Genomic DNA, 21,064 nt, shown 5'->3' with positions numbered 1-21,064 from the left:
TAAGCATATTCATCTGTTTACAGCATCGCCGCCATCGCGTACCATTAAGCTAGTACAAAAGAACTATTAACCATATTATTAATATCCAAAATAATTTGCGTTACAGTAAGGCGGCAAACGAACGAATCCCGATGAGCTTACAAAAAGTAAGTGATTAGGGTGAGTAAGTACGGCTAACGCAGCTGTAGCGTCAAGGATGAAGGATATTTGGAGCTATAAATGTCGATGGATATATCCCAACCCATTTCACGGCCTTCCATCCTTGGCGGTGCGATGATAGTCGCCGGAACCGCTGTGGGTGCAGGTATGTTCTCAATCCCAATCGTGACGGCGGGGGTGTGGTTTAGCGGTTCAGTGATATTGCTGATTTATACCTGGGCCTGCATGTTACTTTCCGGCCTGATGATTCTGGAGGCGAACCTCAACTACCCGCGCGGAGCCAGCTTCCACACGATGGTACAGGATTTACTTGGCAAAGTATGGAGTTCAATCAACGGGTTATCCATCACCTTTGTGCTCTACATTCTGACTTATGCTTATATCTCTGCGGGCGGTTCAATCATTTCTCATACGCTGCAAAACGTCGCAGGGATAAGTCAGACCAGCGCAGGTTTCATCTTTGCCATTTTAGTGGCATTTATTGTCTGGTTATCCACCCGTGCGGTCGATCGCTTAAGTACGATATTAATCGGTGGCATGGTGATCACCTTTGTTATGTCCGTCGGTGATATGTTCAGCCATGTCGAAGCGCGGGTGCTATTTAACCAGACCAATGGCAATGCCAACTACCTGCCCTATGCGCTCGCCGCATTGCCTTATCTGTTGACGTCATTTGGCTACCACGGCAATGTACCGGGGCTGGTGAAGTACTATCACAAAGACAGCAAAGCGGTGGTGCGCAGCCTGGTATATGGCACACTGATTGCTTTGGCGATTTATGTGCTGTGGCAGTATGCCATTCAGGGCAATATTGCCCGCGATGCATTCAAACAAGTGATTGCTGATGGCGGAAATATTGGCAGCCTGCTGAAACAGATGGATACCGTCTCTGCCAGCAGAGCCACCAGCCAGCTACTGAATGCTTTCTCTTATATGGCACTGGCCAGTTCATTCCTGGGCGTTTCCCTCGGTTTATTCGATTACATTGCTGATTTCTTTAAATTTTCTGATGACCGTAACGGCCGCACCAAATCCGCCTTAGTGACCTTTGTGCCACCGACCATTGGTGCATTACTGTTCCCCAATGGCTTTTTGTATGCTATTGGCTTTGCCGGTCTGGCTGCCACTATCTGGGCGGTTATTGTGCCCGCACTGATGGCGCGGGCCAGCCGTAAACGCTTCCCGCAAGCGACTTATCGGGCACCCGGTGGGCGCTTTATGATTGGCTTTATTATCTTGTTCGGCCTGATCAATGCCGTGGCCCATATTTCTGCATTATTGGGCCTGTTACCGGTGTATGCATAAGGCCGATTTTGTCGTGAAAATCTTACGCTTTTTTGCGCTAACATCTTGCCTGAATCACGCGGCGCGAGTAACTTGTCGCAACTTATCTTTAATCCTGATCGGCAGGTTAATAAATGGCAAGAGCTAACGAAATAAAACGTGGTATGGCAGTCAGCCTCAACGGTAAATTGCTGCTGGTGAAAGACATCGACGTGCAAAGTCCCAGCGCCCGTGGCGCGAGCACCTTGTATAAAATGCGTTTTTCTGATGTGCGTACCGGTTTAAAAGTTGAAGAGCGTTTTAAAGGCGATGAGATCCTCGATACCATCACTCTAACCCGGCGCTCAGTCAACTTCTCTTATATTGATGGCGACGAATACGTCTTTATGGATGATGAAGATTTCACGCCATACAACTTCAAAAAAGAGCAGATCGAAGAAGAACTGCTGTTTATTCCTGAAGGTGGGATGCCGGGGATGCAGGTTCTAACAATGGACGGTCAACTGCTGGCGTTGGAATTGCCGCAGACGGTTGATATGGAAATTGTTGATACCGCACCGAGTATTAAAGGTGCCTCTGCCAGTGCGCGTAACAAACCTGCGGTGATGAGTACAGGCTTATCTATTCAAGTGCCAGAATATATCAGTCCAGGCGAGAAAATCCGCATTCATATTGCGGAACGCCGCTATATGGGTCGTGCAGACTAATACCCTTCATCTTTCAAGTTGTAGGTGTGTTGGCTGCTTTCGCTCACCCGAATCACTTACTTGAGTAAGCTCATCGGGATTAATGAGCCTCATCCTTGAGGCTCACCCTATGGGCTAGCATAAATGCGGTTCAAATCGGTTCCCGACCAATTTGTATCTTGCTGGCCGCCTTCCTACATTTTGAAATCTATTGAGTATAGTTTGGATATACAATAATTAAGGGCCGATTTGCGGCCCTTAATATATTGAAAGATGACGGGTTATTTCAGTTCAGGGAAGAAAGTGCGTTTGAGCGCCAACTCCACACCGCGAACTTCTGCCAACCCTTTCAAGCGGCCAATCGCCGAATAGCCCGGATTAGTTTTCTTATGCAAATCATCCAACATCTGGTGACCGTGGTCAGGACGCATCGGAATCGGCCGCATATCACCGGCTGCCTGACGGCGCTGCTCTTCGGTCAAAATCGCTTTGACCACAGAGTACATATCGACATCACCTTGCAAGTGAGCACCTTCGTGGAAGGTTTTTGGGTTCCCTTCACGACAGGTCGAACGCAGATGGGTGAAGTGAATACGATCGCCAAAAGTCTCGATCATCTTCACCAAGTCATTATCTGCACGGACACCATAAGAGCCGGTACACATGGTGAAACCGTTATGAATACTATCGACCGTTTCTTTCAGCCATTGCATATCTTCAATAGTCGAAACGATGCGCGGCAATCCAAGAATAGGCCGCGGTGGATCATCCGGATGCACCGCCATACGCAAACCAACCTGTTCAGCAACCGGAATGATAGCCCGCAGGAAGTAAGCCATATTCTCACGTAACTGCGCTTTATCGATTCCGTCATACTCAGCCAGGCGCGCACGGAATTGATCCAGCGTATAGCCCTCTTCTGCTCCTGGCAGACCAGCAATAATATTACCGGTTAGCTTGGCAATCTCTGCCTCAGACATGGCATCGAAATAATCTGCCGCCTGCGCTTGTTCTACGGCGGTATAATCATTCACAGCACCTGGGCGTTTTAGAATATGCAGTTCAAAAGTGGCGAAGGCTATTTGATCAAAACGCAGTGCTTTGGAACCATCTGGCAGTTGATACTCCAGATCAGTACGTGTCCAGTCCAGCACCGGCATGAAGTTGTAGCACACAGTGTCAATACCACAGGCTGCAAGATTACGCAGGGTGTGTTTATATCTTTCAATGTGCTGCTGGTAGTTACCGCTATGAGTTTTAATCTCCTCATGAATCGGCACACTTTCCACAACCGACCATACCAATCCTTTAGCCGCTAATTCAGCCTGACGCTGTTCTATCTCGCTGACCGGCCATACTTCGCCATTCGGAATATGGTGTAATGCAGTCACTACTCCGGTCGCTCCGGCCTGACGAACATCATCCAACGACACCGGATCATTCGGGCCATACCAACGCCATGTTTGTTCCATTTATCTTTACCTTCTGCGTAAACTGTTCATGTGCCAGAAATGTTGTTATACCGATTTATAAGAGATATCACTCAGCTTCATCCTTACTCTTTACATGCTGTCTGTCAAAAAGCAAAACTTGATTGGTTGATCCAACTCACGAATATAACCAATATTGGACTTACCAATTTTATTTTCTGTCATATCGCTTTACACTGCAAGCCGATATTCATGGCAACGAACAAAAGAAAATGGTCAGTATTGTGTGGCTCGTTTCCGACAAACAGCCACACAAAACTGGTCTAACAACTTTTTATTTGCCACCTTTTATGTCAATCCCCGCCAGCACCCTGAGTATAAGTGGGGTTAATGATTCTGGAGCCAGGTATGAAAACAATTGCTAACAGCGCCCTTCCTTCAACCGTACAGCGCCCCACTTATGACCGAACGGCGCTGAAAAGCCGCATTGTTCATCTCGGTTTCGGCGCATTTCACCGTGCCCATCAAGCACTGCTCACTGACCGCGTACTAAACCAGCAAGGGGGTGACTGGGGTATTTGTGAAGTTAGTCTGTTTGGCGGCGATGTCCTGATTCAAGATCTTCGTCAACAAGACCATCTATACTCGGTGCTGGAAAAAGGCGCTCAGGGAAATCAGGCGATTATTATCGGTTCAGTCACAGAATCGGTCCACGCCCGCCTTGATGGTGTTATGCAAGTATTAGAGAAATTGGCCGAACCACAAGTGGCTATCGTCTCGCTGACCATCACTGAAAAAGGTTATTGTATCGAACCGGGATCAGGCCAGTTAGACCTGCAAAACGAATTTATCCGCGCAGATTTGGCGGTGCCTGATGCGCCAACCTCCGCCCCAGGCGTACTGGTGGAAGCGCTGCGCTTGCGCCGTTTACGTGGCCTGCCTCCTTTCACCGTGCTGTCTTGCGATAACATTCCAGAAAACGGCCATGTGGTGAGAAATGCAGTCCTCGGTCTGGCTACGGCTCGTGATCCGGAACTGGCCAATTGGATTAAAGATAATGTCACTTTCCCAAATACGATGGTCGATCGCATCGTTCCAGCTGCCACACCAGAGACATTGCACGAAATCGCCGTTGCATTGGGCGTAACTGACACTTGTGGTATTGCCTGCGAACCCTTTATTCAGTGGGTAGTTGAAGATAAATTTGTCGCGGGCCGACCGGATTGGCAAGTGGCGGGGGTGCAATTGGTCGATGATGTACTGCCATTTGAAGAAATGAAGCTGCGCATGTTGAACGGCAGCCACTCCTACCTTTCATATCTGGGATATCTGGCCGGCTATCAACATATTAACGACTGCATGGCCGATGAAAACTATCGCCTGACCGCACGCCGCCTGATGATGGATGAACAAGCGCCGACATTGCGCGTTACCGCGATTGACCTGAATGCCTACGCTGACCGGTTAATTGAACGCTACAGCAATCCGGCATTAAAACACCGCACTTGGCAAATTGCGATGGACGGCAGCCAGAAGTTACCACAGCGTATGCTGGATTCTGTGCGTTGGCATTTACAACATGGCGGAAGTTACCGCTGCCTGGCTTTGGGGATCGCCGGCTGGATGCGATATGTCAGTGGTGTGGATGATAACGGCCAGGCCATTGATATCCGTGATCCAATGGTGGACAGTTTTAAAAAATGCGTTGCAGCCAGTGAAGATGGCATCGCCAGAGTACAGAGTTTGCTGTCCCTGAAATCACTGTTTGGTGAATCCTTGCCACAACAACCCGAATTTGTTCAGGCCGTAACAGAAGCTTATCTCAGCCTTCAGCAGTTTGGTGCGAAAGAAAGTGTTAAGCGTTTGGCACAGCAGGATTAATTGAGTGAGCTTACACCGATAAGTGATTCAGGTGAGTTTGCGCAGCCAACACCCCTGCAACGTCAAGGCCAAAGGGTTTACCCAACGTCATTGGCGTTGCAGGTAGGCGGCAAGTATACGAATCCCGATGAGCTTACACCGATAAGTGATTCGGGTGAGTTTGCGCAGCCAACACCCCTGCAACGTCAAGGCCAAAGGGTAAATTACTCTTCGAGTTGATATGGCGCAGACTCAAACAAATAACCATCAAAGTCTGGATGGTCAGCATCAGACAGTTCTAATAACTTCTGTTTTACATTTTCCAAATGCTGCCACATGGCTTGTTTAGCCGCCTTACTGTCACGGCGTTGCACGGCTTGCAAGATTTTTTGATGATCTTCCAGCCATTGCCAGCGGTAACTGAAATCGAGGGTATGGCTATGAGCGCCCTGCCACATAGCGCTATTTTTCCGCGCTTGCCACGCTTCAGCGACCATATTTGCCAGCACACTATTTTGTGTCGCTTGCGCCAACAAGCAGTGGAAAAGCTCATCTGCACTTTCATCCACCGCACCGGCAGCCAAAGCTGCTTTTTCCTGCTCAATGGCCTGACGCATTTTAATGATATCGGCTTTGGTAGCCTGAATGGCTGCAAAAGCAGCAACTTCACTTTCTAATAACTGACGGGCTTGCAGCAACTCAAACGGGCCAAACCCGCTATCCGTTGATGCGCTATTGGCTGAGGCATCGGGGATATTAACCACATAAACACCAGAGCCTTTACGCACTTCCACCCATTTTTCCAGCTCAAGCATAATCAATGCTTCACGGACCACACTGCGACTCACACTGAAATTCTCAGCAATGTCGCGTTCTGGTGGTAAGCGATCACCCAAGCTGTATTGCCCACTGACAATCGCCACACGCAGTTGATTGCCGACTTCCTGATATAATCTCATTACCTTATTTCCTGCATCAGGCTTGGGGGAATAAAATAGAAATTGGCCTGACCAAAGGGTGTCTAAATGACAATGAGTATATCATGTGGTCAAATAACATTAGGTGATTTGTCACGGTTTATCTCTGCGATAAACCGTGTATAGGTAAATGAAGCATGATATCTCAAAAATTTAGAGGTAGGTGACGGTGAGAATTCCCAAACTGCGCTGTGGATTAAGCCATTCCATACGGGAAGAGGCTAAATTACCCGGCAATTTTGCGGTCAGAGGCATATTGGGTGAAACAGTTTGTCGTTGAGTGACCGTTTCACCATTGCGGTAACAATGGGTAGTAATGGTCTGATTTACTAATGTGCTATCACATGGGCTTTCCACGATAGCGCCAGAAAAGGTGATTGTTCCTGTCACGGACAGGGGACTTTGCGCACTACTTGCAGTAAAGGATAACATTGCTGAAAACGTTATTGCTACGATAAGAAGCACTCGATAACTTTTCATAACCACCTCAACTTTTATAGCTGACATTTTAAATGATAGAGGGTTTCAGAAAAAACAAAGGGAATGACAAAGCGTTATTTGTTGCTCTGTTCGGGCTATAAGCCCTCTGAATACCTCACATAAGTGAATTATAGAGTTTATGCGTGGTTATCTATTAGGCGGCGTTCCTAATACACCTAGGAAATAATCTACATTTGGAGTACTTTTTTGTTAAAAATTAGGTTATTTTAACTTAAACCCTAATTTAATAACAATTACAGGAAAAGCCCCATGATTATGGGAAGTTAAAATAAAGTTTATTTGTGGAGCATAATTATGACAAAAACCAACCTAATTACCGGCTTTCTGGGGTGTGGGAAGACCACAACAATCCGTCATTTATTGGCACAAAAACCGGCACACGAAAAATGGGCTGTTCTGGTTAATGAATTCGGCGAAATTGGTATCGACGGTGCGCTATTAGCAGACAGCGGGGCGGTGTTAAAGGAAATTCCCGGTGGTTGCATGTGTTGTGTTAACGGGCTGCCGATGCAAGTTGGTTTGAATATGCTGCTGCAACAAGCAAAACCTGATCGCCTATTAATTGAACCAACCGGATTAGGCCACCCAAAACAGATCTTATCGTTACTGACATCAGATGTTTACCAACCGTGGCTCACCCTGCAAGCCACTCTGTGTTTGCTGGATGCGCGACAGTTAAGTGAGCCTCGTTATACAGAAAATGAGAATTTCCGTGACCAACTGGCTGCCGCAGATATTATCGTGGCGAATAAGCAAGATACCTACACCGATTCCGACCGAACTGCATTACTGCAATGGCATCACAATCAGCCTAAGTCATGCCAGCTCTATTACGCAGAACAAGGGAAGATTGATGTCGCGCTATTGGATATGCCGCACAGCAATAATGATGAGCTACCCGATGGTGCGCATCATCACAGTGTCACACGACAAAAAGGATTGGCTGCATTAAGTTTGAAAGGCACAGAGCCTTGGCGTCGAGCGCTTAATCAGGGTCAAGGTTATCTTAGCTGTGGCTGGGTATTTAATGCCGATACTATTTTTGATACCGTCCCCTTACTCGAATGGGTGCGGTTAAATCCAGCCGAGCGAGTAAAAGGGGTTATGCGTATTACGGAAGGAACGTTAGTGATTAACCGGCAGGGAGCAGACTTAAAAATAGAAACACGGCAGACACCACCGCTAGATAGCCGAATTGAACTCATCAGTGCGACAGAGACTGATTGGAATACATTGCAGCATAAATTACTGAATATTCGGTTATCTAAATGAGTATAATGTACCCGCTTTATTATTTACCCAATTTGTACATTCATAATTTATAGGTTACCGCATGACCCGTCGTAATTTACCGACAATACTACTGCTCAATATGCTTGGAATTGTCCTGTTTTTATCTTGGTATATTCCTGTGAATCACGGATTTTGGTTTAAAATTGACTCGACAATCTTTTTCTATTTTAACCAACATCTGTTGTCCAGCCCCACATTTCTGCACCTGGTGGCTATCACCAATAATCGTGCTTTTGATGTTATTTCGCTGGTTTGTATGGGGCTGCTTTACGTGTGCTTCTATATAAAGGAAACACCAGTGGGTCGCCGCCGCTTGATAGTTATAGGGTTTGTCATGTTGTTAACTGCGGTGATTCTCAATCAATTGGGCCACATGCTGCCAGTTTCGCATCCCAGTCCTACTTTGGCCTTTGATAACATAAATCGAGTCAGCGAACTTACCGGTATCCCGACAAAAGATGCCTCCAGCGATAGTTTCCCTGGCGACCACGGCATGATGTTGATGATTTTTGCCTGTTTTATGTTGCGCTATTTTTCCTGCGGAGCCTTTGCTATCGCTCTGTTAATCGCCGCTATTTTCTCAATACCACGGGTGATGATTGGCGCGCACTGGTTTACCGATATTGCCGTAGGCTCCCTTTCGGTCGTGTTGGTGGGAATAAGCTGGGTATTACTGACACCTTTAAGCGATAAAATCATTGATGCTATTGACCAACGTTTGCCTAACCCCACGCACCAATAAGTTCTACGATTCGACGGTGAGGTAAGAAGCCCCCTTTTTGCCCCACCCTATTCCTTTACCGTCACCCTCATTTATCACAACAAAATGATTACAAAATAAGCCATGTGGTTTTAATATAAAATTTTACATTATGTTACATCAGAATTTCTTATAATAATCGGACTAAAAGCGCTCGCCTTTTATTAATCATTACGGTATTATTAGAACGTTTGTGTTCAGATTTAGGCCATTCGCCTCTTGCATGATTAATATTGTGCGTTCTAGCACAGTTATTCAGTTAAGTGATTGTCTAATCGGATCGCAATCAATAATCTCGATTCGTTTGGTTTTTTTTGGTAGCGACATCCGTCGTAAGGACAGCAAGGGAAAACATCAACAATGGTCAAGTCTCAACCTATTATGAGATACATTCTGCGGGTAATCCCTGCGGTTGCAGCAGCGGTAATGTTATCCGCGTGTAGTTCACCACAGACTTCGAACACACATAATACACAAACTGAGATGCGTGCAGTTAATGACAAAGATGGGCTTTTACTGCAAGCCTCTCAGGATGAATTCGAAGCGATGGTGCGCAACGTTGACGTCAAGTCGAAGATTTTAGAACAGTATGCAGGGTGGAAAGGTGTTCGTTACCGTTTAGGCGGTAGCACTAAACGCGGTGTTGATTGTTCCGCATTTGTGCAAAATACTTTCCGCGAGCAATTTGGTATGGATTTGCCACGCTCAACATCAGAGCAGCAGGATCTTGGCAAGAAAATCCAGCGTACTAAATTGCGCCCCGGTGACTTAGTGCTGTTCAGAGCTGGTTCGACAGGCCGCCATGTTGGTATCTATTTGGGTAACGATAAGTTTGTTCATGCATCGACCAGTGTCGGCGTGACAATTTCGAACCTAAATGAAGATTACTGGAATAAGCGTTATCGCGATGGCCGCCGAGTGCTAAGCAGCGGTTCACGTAGTTAGTTAAAATATTTATTCCTGTTGTCCGAGATTCCAAACGAAACTATAAAACGCTATCCAGGTAGCGTTTTTTATTATCTTAAATCACCTACCCCACTTTCTATCCAGCTTGTAGGAAATGTCCTTTTTTTCTGAAAATCGAGTAATTCGAGAATTATCTGTGTAGGATAACCAACGCTCAGACAAGAACTTTCTTGTGCTAAAGCGACGTGTGCTAGCGATTCACCTTTATAAAAAGAAGTGACTTGTGTTAATAAGCTGAAAATTTATTTTATTAAGCGTATTTCTAAAATACATTCATAAAAACGATCTCTTGTTTCCACTGTTTTGATGCATATATAAAGCATCTTTAGTTTATATGGGTATACCGTTAGTCCGATGGCCTAATTAGTCCTGTCGGCAAACTGGTAGCGCAATGCGGCTAACTTACTTATACTCATAAACACTTTATCGAACATGCTGGGGAGCGGCGGAACATGGGGTCAAACGGCGCGTTCTCTCGCAATATATTATCCAGACGCCACCTTGTAAAAAAAAGCGTCATCCTCGCACTCAGTTTCTTTATTTTTTTTGTTATTATTACTTTGTCATTACTTTATCGCAGCAGTGAACATAAATTAACGAAACAGAGCGATCATATAATATCCTATTCGTCACAGTTCCTTAATGAACTGACAACAACGATGTCTCAGCTTATCCCGTTGAGTGGTAAGACTTGCGAGCAAGCAAGCGCGGCACTGCATTATCGGGCGGCTTTTACCAATGGCGTCAGAGCTTTCTTATTAGTTAGAGATAGTCTTGTTTATTGCTCATCCGCGACGGGTGAAATGCATATGACAGCCAACGAAATATATTCCAGAATTAACTTATCTCAGCCATTAGATTTTAAAATTCAGCAAGGCACCCCGTTAATGCCGAATAAACCGGCTATCGCAGTATGGTTACGCCAAGCGGGTAGAGGTGATACCGGCGTACTGGCAACGCTGGAATTAACATTACATCCTTATTTATTACTTAATTATGCCGAAAGTGAAGTCAATGGGCTGGCAATCGTTATTAATGAGTTAGCTGTCACCACATTTGACGCTAAAGTGATACCCGTCAGTAAGTTACCTAACCGTGCCTCACGCGAGGTTCAACTGCCTGGTTACCCTATCAAGATTCTGATTTACCATAACAGCTTAACTGCAGATGACATCCGGATGACGCTTTTAGGTGGCCTGCTGCTGGCAGGTTTAGTTGGCATTCTGGCTTATTATATTTTAATCGCCAGCCGAAGCGCTGAAGCAGAGATTTTACGTGGCATCAAGCGAGGTGAATTCTTCGTAGAATATCAGCCAGTATTCCGTTCCCATGACCGTTCAATATCAGGGCTGGAAGCACTGATTCGCTGGGAACATCCAATTGAAGGGCGCATTTCTCCGGATCTTTTTATTCCCTATGCGGAAGCCCAGTATCTGATACAACCGCTGACAAAACATTTATTTGAATTAATCATCAGAGATACAAGTTTAATGACAAACCTGCTTCCTGCGGGAACCAAGCTTGGTTTTAATATATCACCCGTCCATCTTGCTGATGATGAGTTCCAAAAAGATGTCTCTCGAATGTTGCAGCAATTAAATACTGATGTTTTTTCTCCAGTATTTGAGATTACTGAACGAGGTATGGTAGAAGAACAAGTGGCAATTAAACAGTTCGACTGGCTACACTCCCAAGGGATACAAATTGCTGTCGATGACTTTGGCACTGGGCACAGCGCGCTAATCTATTTAGAACGCTTTACTCTGGATTATATTAAGATTGATCGTGCGTTTATCAGTACCATCTGTGTCAATACAGTGGCAGCACCAGTATTGGACTCGGTGTTAATGCTGGCGCATAAACTCAATATTGAAACCGTGGCAGAAGGTGTCGAAACTGAGCAGCAACTTGAGTATTTGGCACAACATGGCGTTAACTATCTGCAAGGATATTTACTCAGCAAGCCATTGTCTGTTGAAGATTTAGTCAGATTTTGCAATAAAAAATGAGTAACAAAAACTAATTGGCATAAAGTTTGCGTTAGTCCCCTGCAAACTGGTAATTTTAATTAAACTAAGTATGAGATTACTATTATCTGCATAATGAGCAGGAGATAACCGCCAATATGTTATTACGACTATTTGCTGCCGCGATGCTTTCCGCCCTGAGTTTTGGCCTTCAGGCAGAGACGATTAAAGAAGGTGTCTCTTTTGCCATTTTGGGCGAACCTAAATACTCATCAGATTTCAGCCACTTTGACTATGTTAATCCAGCGGCTCCCAAAGGGGGCGATATTACACTGGCGACCATCGGTACCTTTGATAATTTCAATCGTTATGCACTACGGGGTAACCCGGCGATCCGCAGCGAAAGGCTATATGACTCCCTATTTGGCACCTCAGATGATGAAATTGGCAGTTACTACCCGTTAATTGCAGAATCAGCGCGTTTTGCCCCCGATTTTCACTGGATTGAAGTGGATATTAACCCCCGCGCACGTTTTCATGATGACACGCCAATGACCGCTCAAGATGTCGCCTTCACCTTTAATAAGTTTATGACCGAAGGTGTGCCACAATTTCGCATTGTGTATAAGGGCGTTCAGGTGAAAGCTATTTCCCGCCTGACGGTGCGTTTTGAATTCCCCGAACCGAATAAAGATAAAATGTTGGGATTGTTTGGTTTACCGGTGATGCCTGCACATTTTTGGAAAAACCATAAACTGAGTGATCCACTCAGTAACCCCCCTGTGGGGAGCGGCCCTTACCGTATTAGTAAATATAAGATGGGCCAGTTTATTACCTATGAACGGGTGAGAAATTACTGGGCCGCCAACCTGCCGGTTAATCGGGGTCAATATAACTTTGATACCATCCGCTACGACTACTATCTGGATGATAAAGTCGCACTGGAAGCGTTTAAAGCCGGTGCTTTTGATTTTCGCGAGGAAACTTCACCCAAAAGTTGGGCGACACAATATGTCGGCGGAAATTTCGCGAAAAACTATATACTCAAACAGGATATTGTTGATAACTCGGCACAAAATACCCGTTGGCTGGCGTTTAATGTCCAACGCCCTATTTTTAGCGATCGACGGGTTCGTCAGGCATTAACTTTGGCTTTCGATTTCGACTGGATGAATAAAGCGTTTTATTTCAACAGTTATCAACGTACCAGCAGCTTCTTCCAAAACACAGACTATGCCGCCAAAGGGTATCCAGACAGTGCTGAACTGGCATGGCTGGCCCCGCTAAAAGACAAAGTACCGGCGCAAGTTTTCACGCAGATTTATCAGCCACCACAAACAGATGGCAGTGGCAACTCACGGGATAACCTATTAAAAGCGCGTGAATTGTTGCGTGAGGCAGGCTGGGAAGTCAAAAATCAACAATTGGTGAACAGCAAGACCGGTAAACCTTTTGTCTTTGAGCTGTTGTTACTCAGCGGCAGCAACTTCCAGTATGTGCAACCGTTCAAACATAACCTGCAACGCTTGGGCATTACCATGAATATTCGCGAGGTTGATAGTTCTCAGTTTGTGAACCGCCTGCGCAGCCGGGATTACGATATGATCCCGACAGTTTACAGTGCTTTCCTCTATCCAAGCCCCAATCTGCAAATCTTTTGGAGCTCGGCATATATAGATTCCAGTTATAACGCATCAGGCATAAAAGATCCGGCGATTGACCAACTGATAGCCCAGATTGTCAGCCATCAGGATCAACCGGAGGCGTTGCTCTCTCTTGGCCGTGCGCTTGACCGGGTATTGACCTGGAATCACCTGATGATCCCGATGTGGTATTCCAACCATGCCCGCTTTGCTTATTGGGATAAATTTTCAATGCCAGCAGACCGCCCCACCTATTCGCTAGGATTTGATAGCTGGTGGTTTGATGTCAATAAGGCAGCTCGCCTGCCATCAGAACGTCACTAAGGGGCTGCTGTGGGCGCATATCTATTACGGCGTTTATTACTGGTTATTCCCACCTTGTGGGCGATTATTACGATTAACTTTTTTATTGTGCAAATTGCACCAGGCGGGCCAGTTGACCAAGCTATCGCCAATATCGAACTGGGTCACTCCAGTGGATTTTCCGCCGGCGGCGGTGATAGTGGTTTGGGGGGGCGAAAGTCGGCCTGAATGCCGCACAAGTGGGTGATAGCAGCTATCGCGGTTCGCGCGGGTTAGACCCGGAGGTCATTGCTGAGATCAAGCAACGTTTTGGTTTTGACAAGCCACTCCATCAGCGCTATTTCGATATGTTATGGCGCTATGCTTGCTTTGATTTTGGTGACAGCCTGTTTCGCGGTGAGTCAGTTATGTCACTGATAAAACATAGCCTGCCGGTCTCTATTTCGCTTGGGCTATGGAGCACGCTGATTATTTATCTGGTTTCCATACCGCTTGGGATAAAAAAAGCGGTGCGCAGTGGTACCGCCTTTGATACCTGGAGCAGCACATTAATCATTATCGGTTATGCCATTCCCTCGTTCTTGTTTGCCATTCTGTTGGTAGTGCTGTTCTCCGGCGGCAGCTATTTTGATCTGTTCCCATTACGCGGGTTGGTGTCCAGCAACTTCGACACCCTGCCGTGGTACGGCAAGATAACCGATTACTTGTGGCACATCACCCTGCCGGTGCTGGCTACGGTCATTGGCGGCTTTGCCACACTGACCATGCTGACCAAAAACTCATTCCTCGATGAGATCCGCAAACAATATGTGGTCACAGCTCGCGCCAAAGGCTTACCCGAAGAGAAGATCCTTTATCGCCATGTGTTCCGCAATGCCATGTTACTGGTGATAGCAGGCTTCCCTGCCACCTTTATCAGCATGTTCTTTACCGGCTCACTGCTGATTGAGGTGATGTTCTCACTGAATGGTTTAGGGCTGCTGGGCTACGATGCGACCTTGCAGCGCGATTATCCGGTGATGTTTGGCACTCTTTATATTTTCACCTTGATTGGTTTGCTGCTCAATATCATCAGCGATATTACCTATACCCTGGTAGACCCACGGATTGATTTTGAGGGCCGCCAATAATGATAAAATTAAGTGCCATTAATCAGGCCCGCTGGGCACGTTTTCGCCATAACAAGCGGGGCTACTGGTCACTGTGGATCTTCCTGGCGCTATTTGTCATCAGCTTATTTGCCGAGTTTATCGCCAATGACAAACCGCTACTGGTGAGCTATCAGGGTAAGATTTATATGCCCTTCATGAGCAATTACAGCGAATCGACCTTTGGCGGTATTCTCACCACCGCAGCGGATTATCAAGACCCGTATGTGATTGGGCGAATTAACGATAATGGTTGGGCTATCTGGGCACCGATTCGTTTTAGCAATAACACTATCAATTTTGCCACCGATGTCCCCTTCCCTTCGCCGCCGAATCGCACCAATCTGTTAGGTACTGACAGCACCGGCGGGGATGTGCTGGCCAAAGTTATCTATGGATTTCGCATTTCGCTGTTATTCGGCCTGACATTAACGCTGTTTTCCAGTGTGATTGGCATCTGCGCGGGTGCAATTCAAGGTTATTACGGCGGGCGGATTGACCTGTGGGGACAGCGTTTTATTGAAGTCTGGTCTGGGATGCCAACACTGTTTTTAGTGATTTTACTCTCCAGTATCGTGCAGCCGAACTTCTGGTGGTTATTGGCCATCACCGTGCTATTTGGCTGGATGGGGTTGGTCGGCGTGGTGCGGGCGGAGTTTCTGCGCACCCGTAATTATGACTATATCCGCGCGGCAAGGGCGATGGGCGTCGGTGACCGGGTGATTATGACGCGGCATATGTTGCCCAATGCGATGGTAGCAACATTGACTTTCCTGCCCTTTATTTTGTGCGGTTCAATAACCACCCTGACCTCACTGGACTTCCTCGGCTTTGGCCTGCCAATGGGTTCACCCTCACTGGGTGGGCTGCTGCTTGAAGGTAAAAATAACCTTCAGGCACCCTGGCTGGGAATAACCGCATTTCTGGTACTCGCGATGCTGTTATCTCTGTTGATTTTTATCGGCGAAGCAGTCCGTGACGCCTTTGACCCAAGTAAGGCGTACTGATATGACGACTTCTCCACTTTTGGATATTCAGAACCTCAGTATTGCATTTCGTCAGGCTGGCGTTGAACGCGAGGTGGTCAGCGAGCTGTCGTTGCAAATCGCAACCGGTGAAACACTGGCATTGGTTGGGGAATCCGGTTCAGGCAAGAGCGTCACGGCGTTGTCGATACTGCGTTTACTCCCCTCACCGCCGGTAATCTATCCAAGCGGTGAAATTCTGTTTGCCGGTCAGTCACTGCTGCACGCCGATGAACCGACGCTGCGTAAAGTGCGCGGCAATCAGATTTCAATGATTTTCCAGGAGCCGATGGTATCGCTAAACCCGCTGCATACTATTGAGAAACAGTTGGCAGAGGTGTTGTCACTGCATCGTGGGATGCGCCAAGAGGCAGCCCGCGCGGAAATTATTCAATGCCTCGACAGAGTTGGTATTCGCAATGCTAAAGGGCGCTTGGGCGACTTCCCCCATCAACTTTCCGGTGGCGAGCGCCAGCGCGTGATGATAGCAATGGCGGTTTTGACGCAACCCAAGCTATTGATTGCCGATGAACCCACCACGGCGCTGGATGTGTCTGTTCAGGCTCAGATTTTGAGTTTGCTGAAAGAGCTAAAGCAAGAGATGGGCATGAGCCTGCTGTTTATCACCCATAACCTCAATATCGTGCGTCGTCTGGCAGATAACGTGGCGGTAATGCGCGAAGGGCGAAAAGTGGAGCAGAATAGCCGTCAGGCGCTGTTTAGCGCACCACAGCACCCCTATACGCGCCAGTTATTAGATGCAGAGCCACAAGGTGATCCGCTGCCCCTCACGCCGGGCCTAAAACCGCTGCTTGAAGTGAAAGGGCTACAGGTTGCGTTTCCCATCAAACGTGGTTTATTGCGACGTACCGTTGATTACCATTATGCGCTAAAAGACTTAAGCTTTACCCTCAATCCAGGTGAAAGCCTCGGGTTGGTCGGTGAATCAGGCTCAGGGAAAAGTACCTCAGGGCTGGCATTACTGCGTTTACTGCCCTCCAAAGGCGAGATTTGGTTTAGCGGACAACCACTGCACAAATTTACCCCCAAGCAGATGCTGCCCTATCGTAGCCGCATTCAGGTGGTGTTCCAGGACCCTTACTCAGCACTAAACCCACGGCTGAACGTTCAGCAGATTATCGCCGAAGGGTTAGAAGTCCATCAAAGACTGAGTGCCGCACACCGCGAACAACGGGTGATTAAGGCAATGGAAGAAGTGGGATTAGACCCGGTTAGCCGTTATCGCTATCCGACCGAGTTCTCTGGCGGACAGCGCCAGCGTATTGCTATTGCCCGCGCGCTTATTCTGCAACCTCAGTTGCTTATTCTCGATGAACCGACCTCTTCACTGGATAAATCGGTACAGGCGCAAATTCTGGCCTTGCTGAAATCCCTTCAGCAACGTCATCAGCTCAGTTACCTGTTTATCAGCCATGACTTACAAGTGGTGCGCTCGCTCTGCCATCAAGTGATTGTACTAAGACAAGGTGAAGTGGTGGAGCAAGGTGACTGCCAGGCGATATTTGCCGCACCGAAGCAGCAATATACTCAGCAGTTATTACAATTTGCCGACTGATCTGGGTGCGATGCGGATATCCAGGCAGGAAAAAACGCCAGCATGAAATGCCGACGGATTTTCAGTAACGGCTCAGAAGGGATAAAGCGCTGTCATGGTTTCGGCAATCGCCACGCCGACATCTTTCAGGCGGCACATAGTCGCACTCTCATCCTTGCAGTGAACAAACAGGCAAGGCTCCCCTTCCCAATCAATAATCGCCGAATCCACTTGGATCTCTTGTAGCGAAAGATTGAGCCGCTGCATGATAATCTGTGCATTATTACCGTCGTGACTGAGTAGTTTCAGCCCCATTAGGTCATTGGTATCGTCTATCGCGGCCAACGGAATCGGCTCAACTTTGACGCCGATAAACCCAGATAACCAACGGTAACTTTGCGGCAGACGATGTACCACCGAAAGTTGGATATTATTCACGTGTCTTTCCTAGTCAAAAATAAAAATTCAAAAGTTACAAAAACACCACAAGGCTCACACTTACTAAAGTTATAGTCGCTAAGTTATCATTGTGCTCAGCTCATATCTTATCAAAACACAACACTCATAACATTTTAGAAACTTATGTCTAACAAATATTTTTACACGCCCTTTTTGAGCATTTTTCAGCCAAAATGCAGCGACTGGATCTGTAGCTTTGGGATTTAGATCCCATTTTTCGTTATATTTAACCCTTTATCGCGCTCATCTCAACCATTTTTATTGCAAATCCATTACCTAACTCATGTCATTATTTTACATTTGAGGAACAAACACACAAGAAAAGAACGGAGTATTATCACCATAATTAATTGATAAATAACTACATTAGTGATCATTAGTCACAATTTAATTGGCATGAATAATAACGAAAAATCAGGTAATAAAACCGTCTGTTTTTTTATATCATTACGCGAAAGTTAACAATATGGTGTCAAATACAACTATGCAACATATAATAATAAACATGATTATTATATTGATGAAACTCAATATTTGCGCTCTTTTCAGGTGCAATTCGGGCGATATCACCCTCGAAAATAAGGATAAATAAGTATTATGAAGGAATTAATAAGGAGGGCAAAAGGAAGGCAATACTCGGTGCTGAAAGGAAACAACGAGGGAGGGAGAACCTGTCCCCTTCCCCGCATTGTGCGTTCAGCATCGACCATTCTAAAAAAGTAGCACTTTTACGACGTGGCACCCTTCGCCGGGCGGCTGGCGTAGAGATACAGTAACATCGCGGCAATAATACAAAATGCCATTGAGCTGACCATCGGCCAGGCGCTGCGCGACGGTGCCATCGAGAGCAATGTCCCGACCACCGCGCCAATCCCAAAGCGTAAGGTGCCCGCCAGAGAAGATGCCGTGCCCGCCATGTGCGGGAAATCATCCAAAATCACCGCCATCGCATTGGAGGTTATCATGGCGATACAGCCAACATAAGCCGCCACCCCCAGCACCAATGCCCAGAACCCCATGCCAGTGGCACACACCACCAGTAACCAAATTCCCATGACAAACTGCACGGTCATACCAAAACGGAACATCTTCAGCGCACCAAACCGGCGAACATTACGGGTATTAATCACCGTCATCAGGAACAAGAAGACAATATTCAGCGCAAAATAGTAACCAAAATGCTGTGGTGAAACCCCGTTTAACTCGATATAAACGAATGGGCCAGCGCTGAGGAATGAGAACATACCGGCAAAGGAGAAGCCACTGGCGAGCATATAACTCAATACCCGCTTGTGGCGGAACAAAGCGCCAAAATTGCCAATCGTGGTGCGCAAATGAAACTTCTGTCGTTTCTCTTTCGGCAAGGTTTCTTTAATAAATAACGCCACCAATACTGCCCCAACCAGCGCAGCACCCGCCATACTCCAGAAGATAGCGTGCCAACTAAACCACACCAACAACGCACCACCGATAATCGGTGCCAGCAGCGGGGCAATCGTCATCACCAAGACCACAAAAGACATCATGCGAGAAAATTCATCTTTGGTGAACATATCTCGCATCAATGCATTGATCACCACACTCGCAGCAGCAGCCGACAAACCATGCAAGAAACGTAAGTTAATCAATTGTTCGATTGATTGCGCCATTGCACAAGCCATACCCGCAAGAGCAAAAGTCAGCGTCCCCCAGAAGATGACCGGCTTACGCCCGATGCTGTCCGCCATTGGGCCATAAAACATCTGCCCAATGGCAAACCCTAGCACATAGGCGCTCAGCGTCATTTGAACGCTGCCACTCTCTACGCCAAACTCTTGGGCAATGATAGGCATACTCGGCAAATACATATCAATTGCCAGCGGCATCAACATCGATAGCAGGCCAAGAATAAAGATAAAGCCAATGTGGGATGTCCGGTTCTTCTCTTGCACTCACTTCACTCCTTCAATACCTTGCCCTGCAAAGCAGGCTGATAAGATGCCTTAACGCCACAGCAGAAAACCCGTTACAGCAGATGTGGCGCGCCTACGCTGGCAATCTCTTCTTCGGTCAACGGACGGTACTCACCGGGTGCCAAATCATCATCAAGTTTGATCTCGCCGATTCGCTCACGGTGCAGTTCCAATACCCGGTTGCCCACGGCCGCAAACATCCGTTTTACCTGATGATAGCGCCCCTCGCTAAGAGTCAAACGTACCAACTGCGGCTCAATAACCTCAAGCCGAGCCGGTTTGGTCAGAGATTCTTCATTGTGTAACTGCACACCATCAGTAAACTGTTGAGCAGTATCGTCAGCGAGTGGGTGCTCGAGCGTCACCAGATAGGTTTTTTCACAATGATGACGCGGAGAGGTGATCCGGTGCGACCACTGACCATCATCCGTCATCAGTACCAGCCCGGTGGTATCAATATCTAACCGACCGGCAGCGTGGAGTTTGTACGCCACTGGCTCATCCAAAAAGTAGAGCACAGTAGGGTGATCCGGGTCTTCCGTTGAGCACACATAGCCCTGCGGTTTGTTCAGCATAAAGTAACGTGGGCCAACCGTTTGTTGTAATGGGTTACCATCAAATCTCACGTCTTGCTCTGGTGTCAGCTTAATGGCACCACTTTTGACCACCTCACCATCAATGGTTACACGTTTAGCCCGCAGCTCGCGCGCGACTAACGCCCGGCTGACACCTAGTTGCTGAGATAAAAACTTGTCCAATCGCATTGAATCTACTTTGCCTGTAATAAAATCGTACCGCTGACGGGCACCATAGCCGCAATCACACCTGCCAACGACGGCAAAATGTTAATAGTACGGTGTGAAATGAATGAAGCAGTAAAGTTGTATAGGAGGAAATCATTTGCTGCCTAACCTACCAGACTGATCAGTATAGCGGTGGTTGCCGCATCATCCTAGGAACAGTTAGTTAAAATGCGGTTATTGGGAAACACGCGTTCCTCTTCTCAGTTGAAATTGCAGCATTAAGGCGCTCGCGCCATCGCCCTCAGGCAGGCATAATAATAGAAAGTTTTTAGCCATAAAGAGAGATAAATATC

The 21,064-nt window shown here is 46.9% G+C and carries 16 protein-coding genes and 1 pseudogene; 11 read left to right on the top strand and 6 right to left on the bottom strand.

Annotated features, from left to right (window positions below; all coding sequences use genetic code 11):
- Nucleotides 1-219 precede the first annotated feature (219 nt).
- Together mtr and yeiP are read left to right on the top strand one after the other, a co-directional pair.
- On the top strand, nucleotides 220-1,464 hold the full coding sequence (mtr, locus tag YALDO0001_RS05160; RefSeq protein ID WP_004700571.1) for a tryptophan permease: 1,245 nt from the start codon (nucleotides 220-222) through the stop codon (nucleotides 1,462-1,464).
- Between the two features lie 113 nt (nucleotides 1,465-1,577).
- Nucleotides 1,578-2,150 (top strand): elongation factor P-like protein YeiP, encoded by a 573-nt coding sequence (gene yeiP, locus YALDO0001_RS05155; RefSeq protein WP_004700569.1) that lies wholly within the window; start codon nucleotides 1,578-1,580, stop codon nucleotides 2,148-2,150.
- A gap of 260 nt (nucleotides 2,151-2,410) precedes the next feature.
- On the opposite strand, the gene uxuA is transcribed toward yeiP, so the two are convergent.
- On the bottom strand, nucleotides 2,411-3,601 hold the full coding sequence (gene uxuA, locus YALDO0001_RS05150; RefSeq protein WP_004700568.1) for a mannonate dehydratase: 1,191 nt from the start codon (nucleotides 3,599-3,601) through the stop codon (nucleotides 2,411-2,413).
- A 366-nt stretch (nucleotides 3,602-3,967) separates the two neighbouring features.
- On the opposite strand from uxuA, the gene YALDO0001_RS05145 reads away from it, so the two are divergent.
- Nucleotides 3,968-5,440, top strand: coding sequence for a mannitol dehydrogenase family protein (locus tag YALDO0001_RS05145; protein WP_042839443.1), 1,473 nt, complete (start codon nucleotides 3,968-3,970; stop codon nucleotides 5,438-5,440).
- A gap of 203 nt (nucleotides 5,441-5,643) precedes the next feature.
- On the opposite strand, the gene YALDO0001_RS05140 is transcribed toward YALDO0001_RS05145, so the two are convergent.
- Nucleotides 5,644-6,378, bottom strand: a complete 735-nt coding sequence (locus tag YALDO0001_RS05140; RefSeq protein ID WP_004700565.1) for a GntR family transcriptional regulator — start codon at nucleotides 6,376-6,378, stop codon at nucleotides 5,644-5,646.
- Between the two features lie 171 nt (nucleotides 6,379-6,549).
- Nucleotides 6,550-6,876, bottom strand: a complete 327-nt coding sequence (locus YALDO0001_RS05135) for a YmdA family protein (protein ID WP_042546355.1) — start codon at nucleotides 6,874-6,876, stop codon at nucleotides 6,550-6,552.
- A 315-nt stretch (nucleotides 6,877-7,191) separates the two neighbouring features.
- On the opposite strand from YALDO0001_RS05135, the gene YALDO0001_RS05130 reads away from it, so the two are divergent.
- The 8 genes and pseudogenes from YALDO0001_RS05130 to yejF all read left to right on the top strand — a co-directional run bounded on the left by YALDO0001_RS05130 (nucleotide 7,192) and on the right by yejF (nucleotide 17,578).
- A complete protein-coding gene (locus tag YALDO0001_RS05130; protein WP_004700560.1) occupies nucleotides 7,192-8,169 on the top strand; it encodes a CobW family GTP-binding protein in 978 nt (325 codons plus the stop codon).
- Nucleotides 8,170-8,230: 61 nt separating this feature from the next.
- Entirely contained in the window at nucleotides 8,231-8,932 is a 702-nt protein-coding gene (locus YALDO0001_RS05125; protein WP_004700558.1) for a phosphatase PAP2 family protein, read from the top strand.
- 378 nt (nucleotides 8,933-9,310) lie between these two features.
- Nucleotides 9,311-9,895, top strand: a complete 585-nt coding sequence (gene mepS, locus YALDO0001_RS05120; protein WP_042839442.1) for a bifunctional murein DD-endopeptidase/murein LD-carboxypeptidase — start codon at nucleotides 9,311-9,313, stop codon at nucleotides 9,893-9,895.
- A gap of 473 nt (nucleotides 9,896-10,368) precedes the next feature.
- Nucleotides 10,369-11,925, top strand: a complete 1,557-nt coding sequence (locus YALDO0001_RS05115; RefSeq protein ID WP_004700555.1) for a cyclic di-GMP phosphodiesterase — start codon at nucleotides 10,369-10,371, stop codon at nucleotides 11,923-11,925.
- 116 nt (nucleotides 11,926-12,041) lie between these two features.
- Entirely contained in the window at nucleotides 12,042-13,850 is a 1,809-nt protein-coding gene (locus YALDO0001_RS05110) for an extracellular solute-binding protein (RefSeq protein WP_004700554.1), read from the top strand.
- Between the two features lie 9 nt (nucleotides 13,851-13,859).
- Nucleotides 13,860-14,959: pseudogene (locus tag YALDO0001_RS05105) on the top strand (microcin C ABC transporter permease YejB).
- Complete coding sequence (locus YALDO0001_RS05100) at nucleotides 14,959-15,984, top strand: ABC transporter permease (RefSeq protein WP_004700549.1); 1,026 nt, start codon at nucleotides 14,959-14,961, stop codon at nucleotides 15,982-15,984. Before YALDO0001_RS05105 ends, YALDO0001_RS05100 begins: the two are co-directional and overlap by 1 nt.
- Nucleotide 15,985: 1 nt before the next feature.
- A complete protein-coding gene (gene yejF / locus YALDO0001_RS05095) occupies nucleotides 15,986-17,578 on the top strand; it encodes a microcin C ABC transporter ATP-binding protein YejF (RefSeq protein ID WP_042839441.1) in 1,593 nt (530 codons plus the stop codon).
- 72 nt (nucleotides 17,579-17,650) lie between these two features.
- Here the strand turns inward: yejF and YALDO0001_RS05090 are convergent, their stop codons facing one another.
- From YALDO0001_RS05090 to rsuA, 3 genes are all read right to left on the bottom strand, one after another.
- Nucleotides 17,651-17,995 (bottom strand): YejG family protein, encoded by a 345-nt coding sequence (locus YALDO0001_RS05090; RefSeq protein ID WP_004700546.1) that lies wholly within the window; start codon nucleotides 17,993-17,995, stop codon nucleotides 17,651-17,653.
- 749 nt (nucleotides 17,996-18,744) lie between these two features.
- The gene (locus YALDO0001_RS05085; protein ID WP_004700544.1) at nucleotides 18,745-19,947 is read right to left on the bottom strand and encodes a Bcr/CflA family multidrug efflux MFS transporter; all 1,203 of its coding nucleotides are present in this window, start codon (nucleotides 19,945-19,947) and stop codon (nucleotides 18,745-18,747) included.
- Between the two features lie 74 nt (nucleotides 19,948-20,021).
- Entirely contained in the window at nucleotides 20,022-20,732 is a 711-nt protein-coding gene (gene rsuA, locus YALDO0001_RS05080) for a 16S rRNA pseudouridine(516) synthase RsuA (protein WP_004700543.1), read from the bottom strand.
- Between the last annotated feature and the right edge of the window lie 332 nt (nucleotides 20,733-21,064).

Source organism: Yersinia aldovae ATCC 35236, assembly GCF_000173735.1.
Classification (GTDB): domain Bacteria; phylum Pseudomonadota; class Gammaproteobacteria; order Enterobacterales; family Enterobacteriaceae; genus Yersinia; species Yersinia aldovae.
The sequence above is the reverse complement of the archived record's forward strand: the minus strand, read 5'-3'. Positions and strand labels throughout refer to the sequence as shown.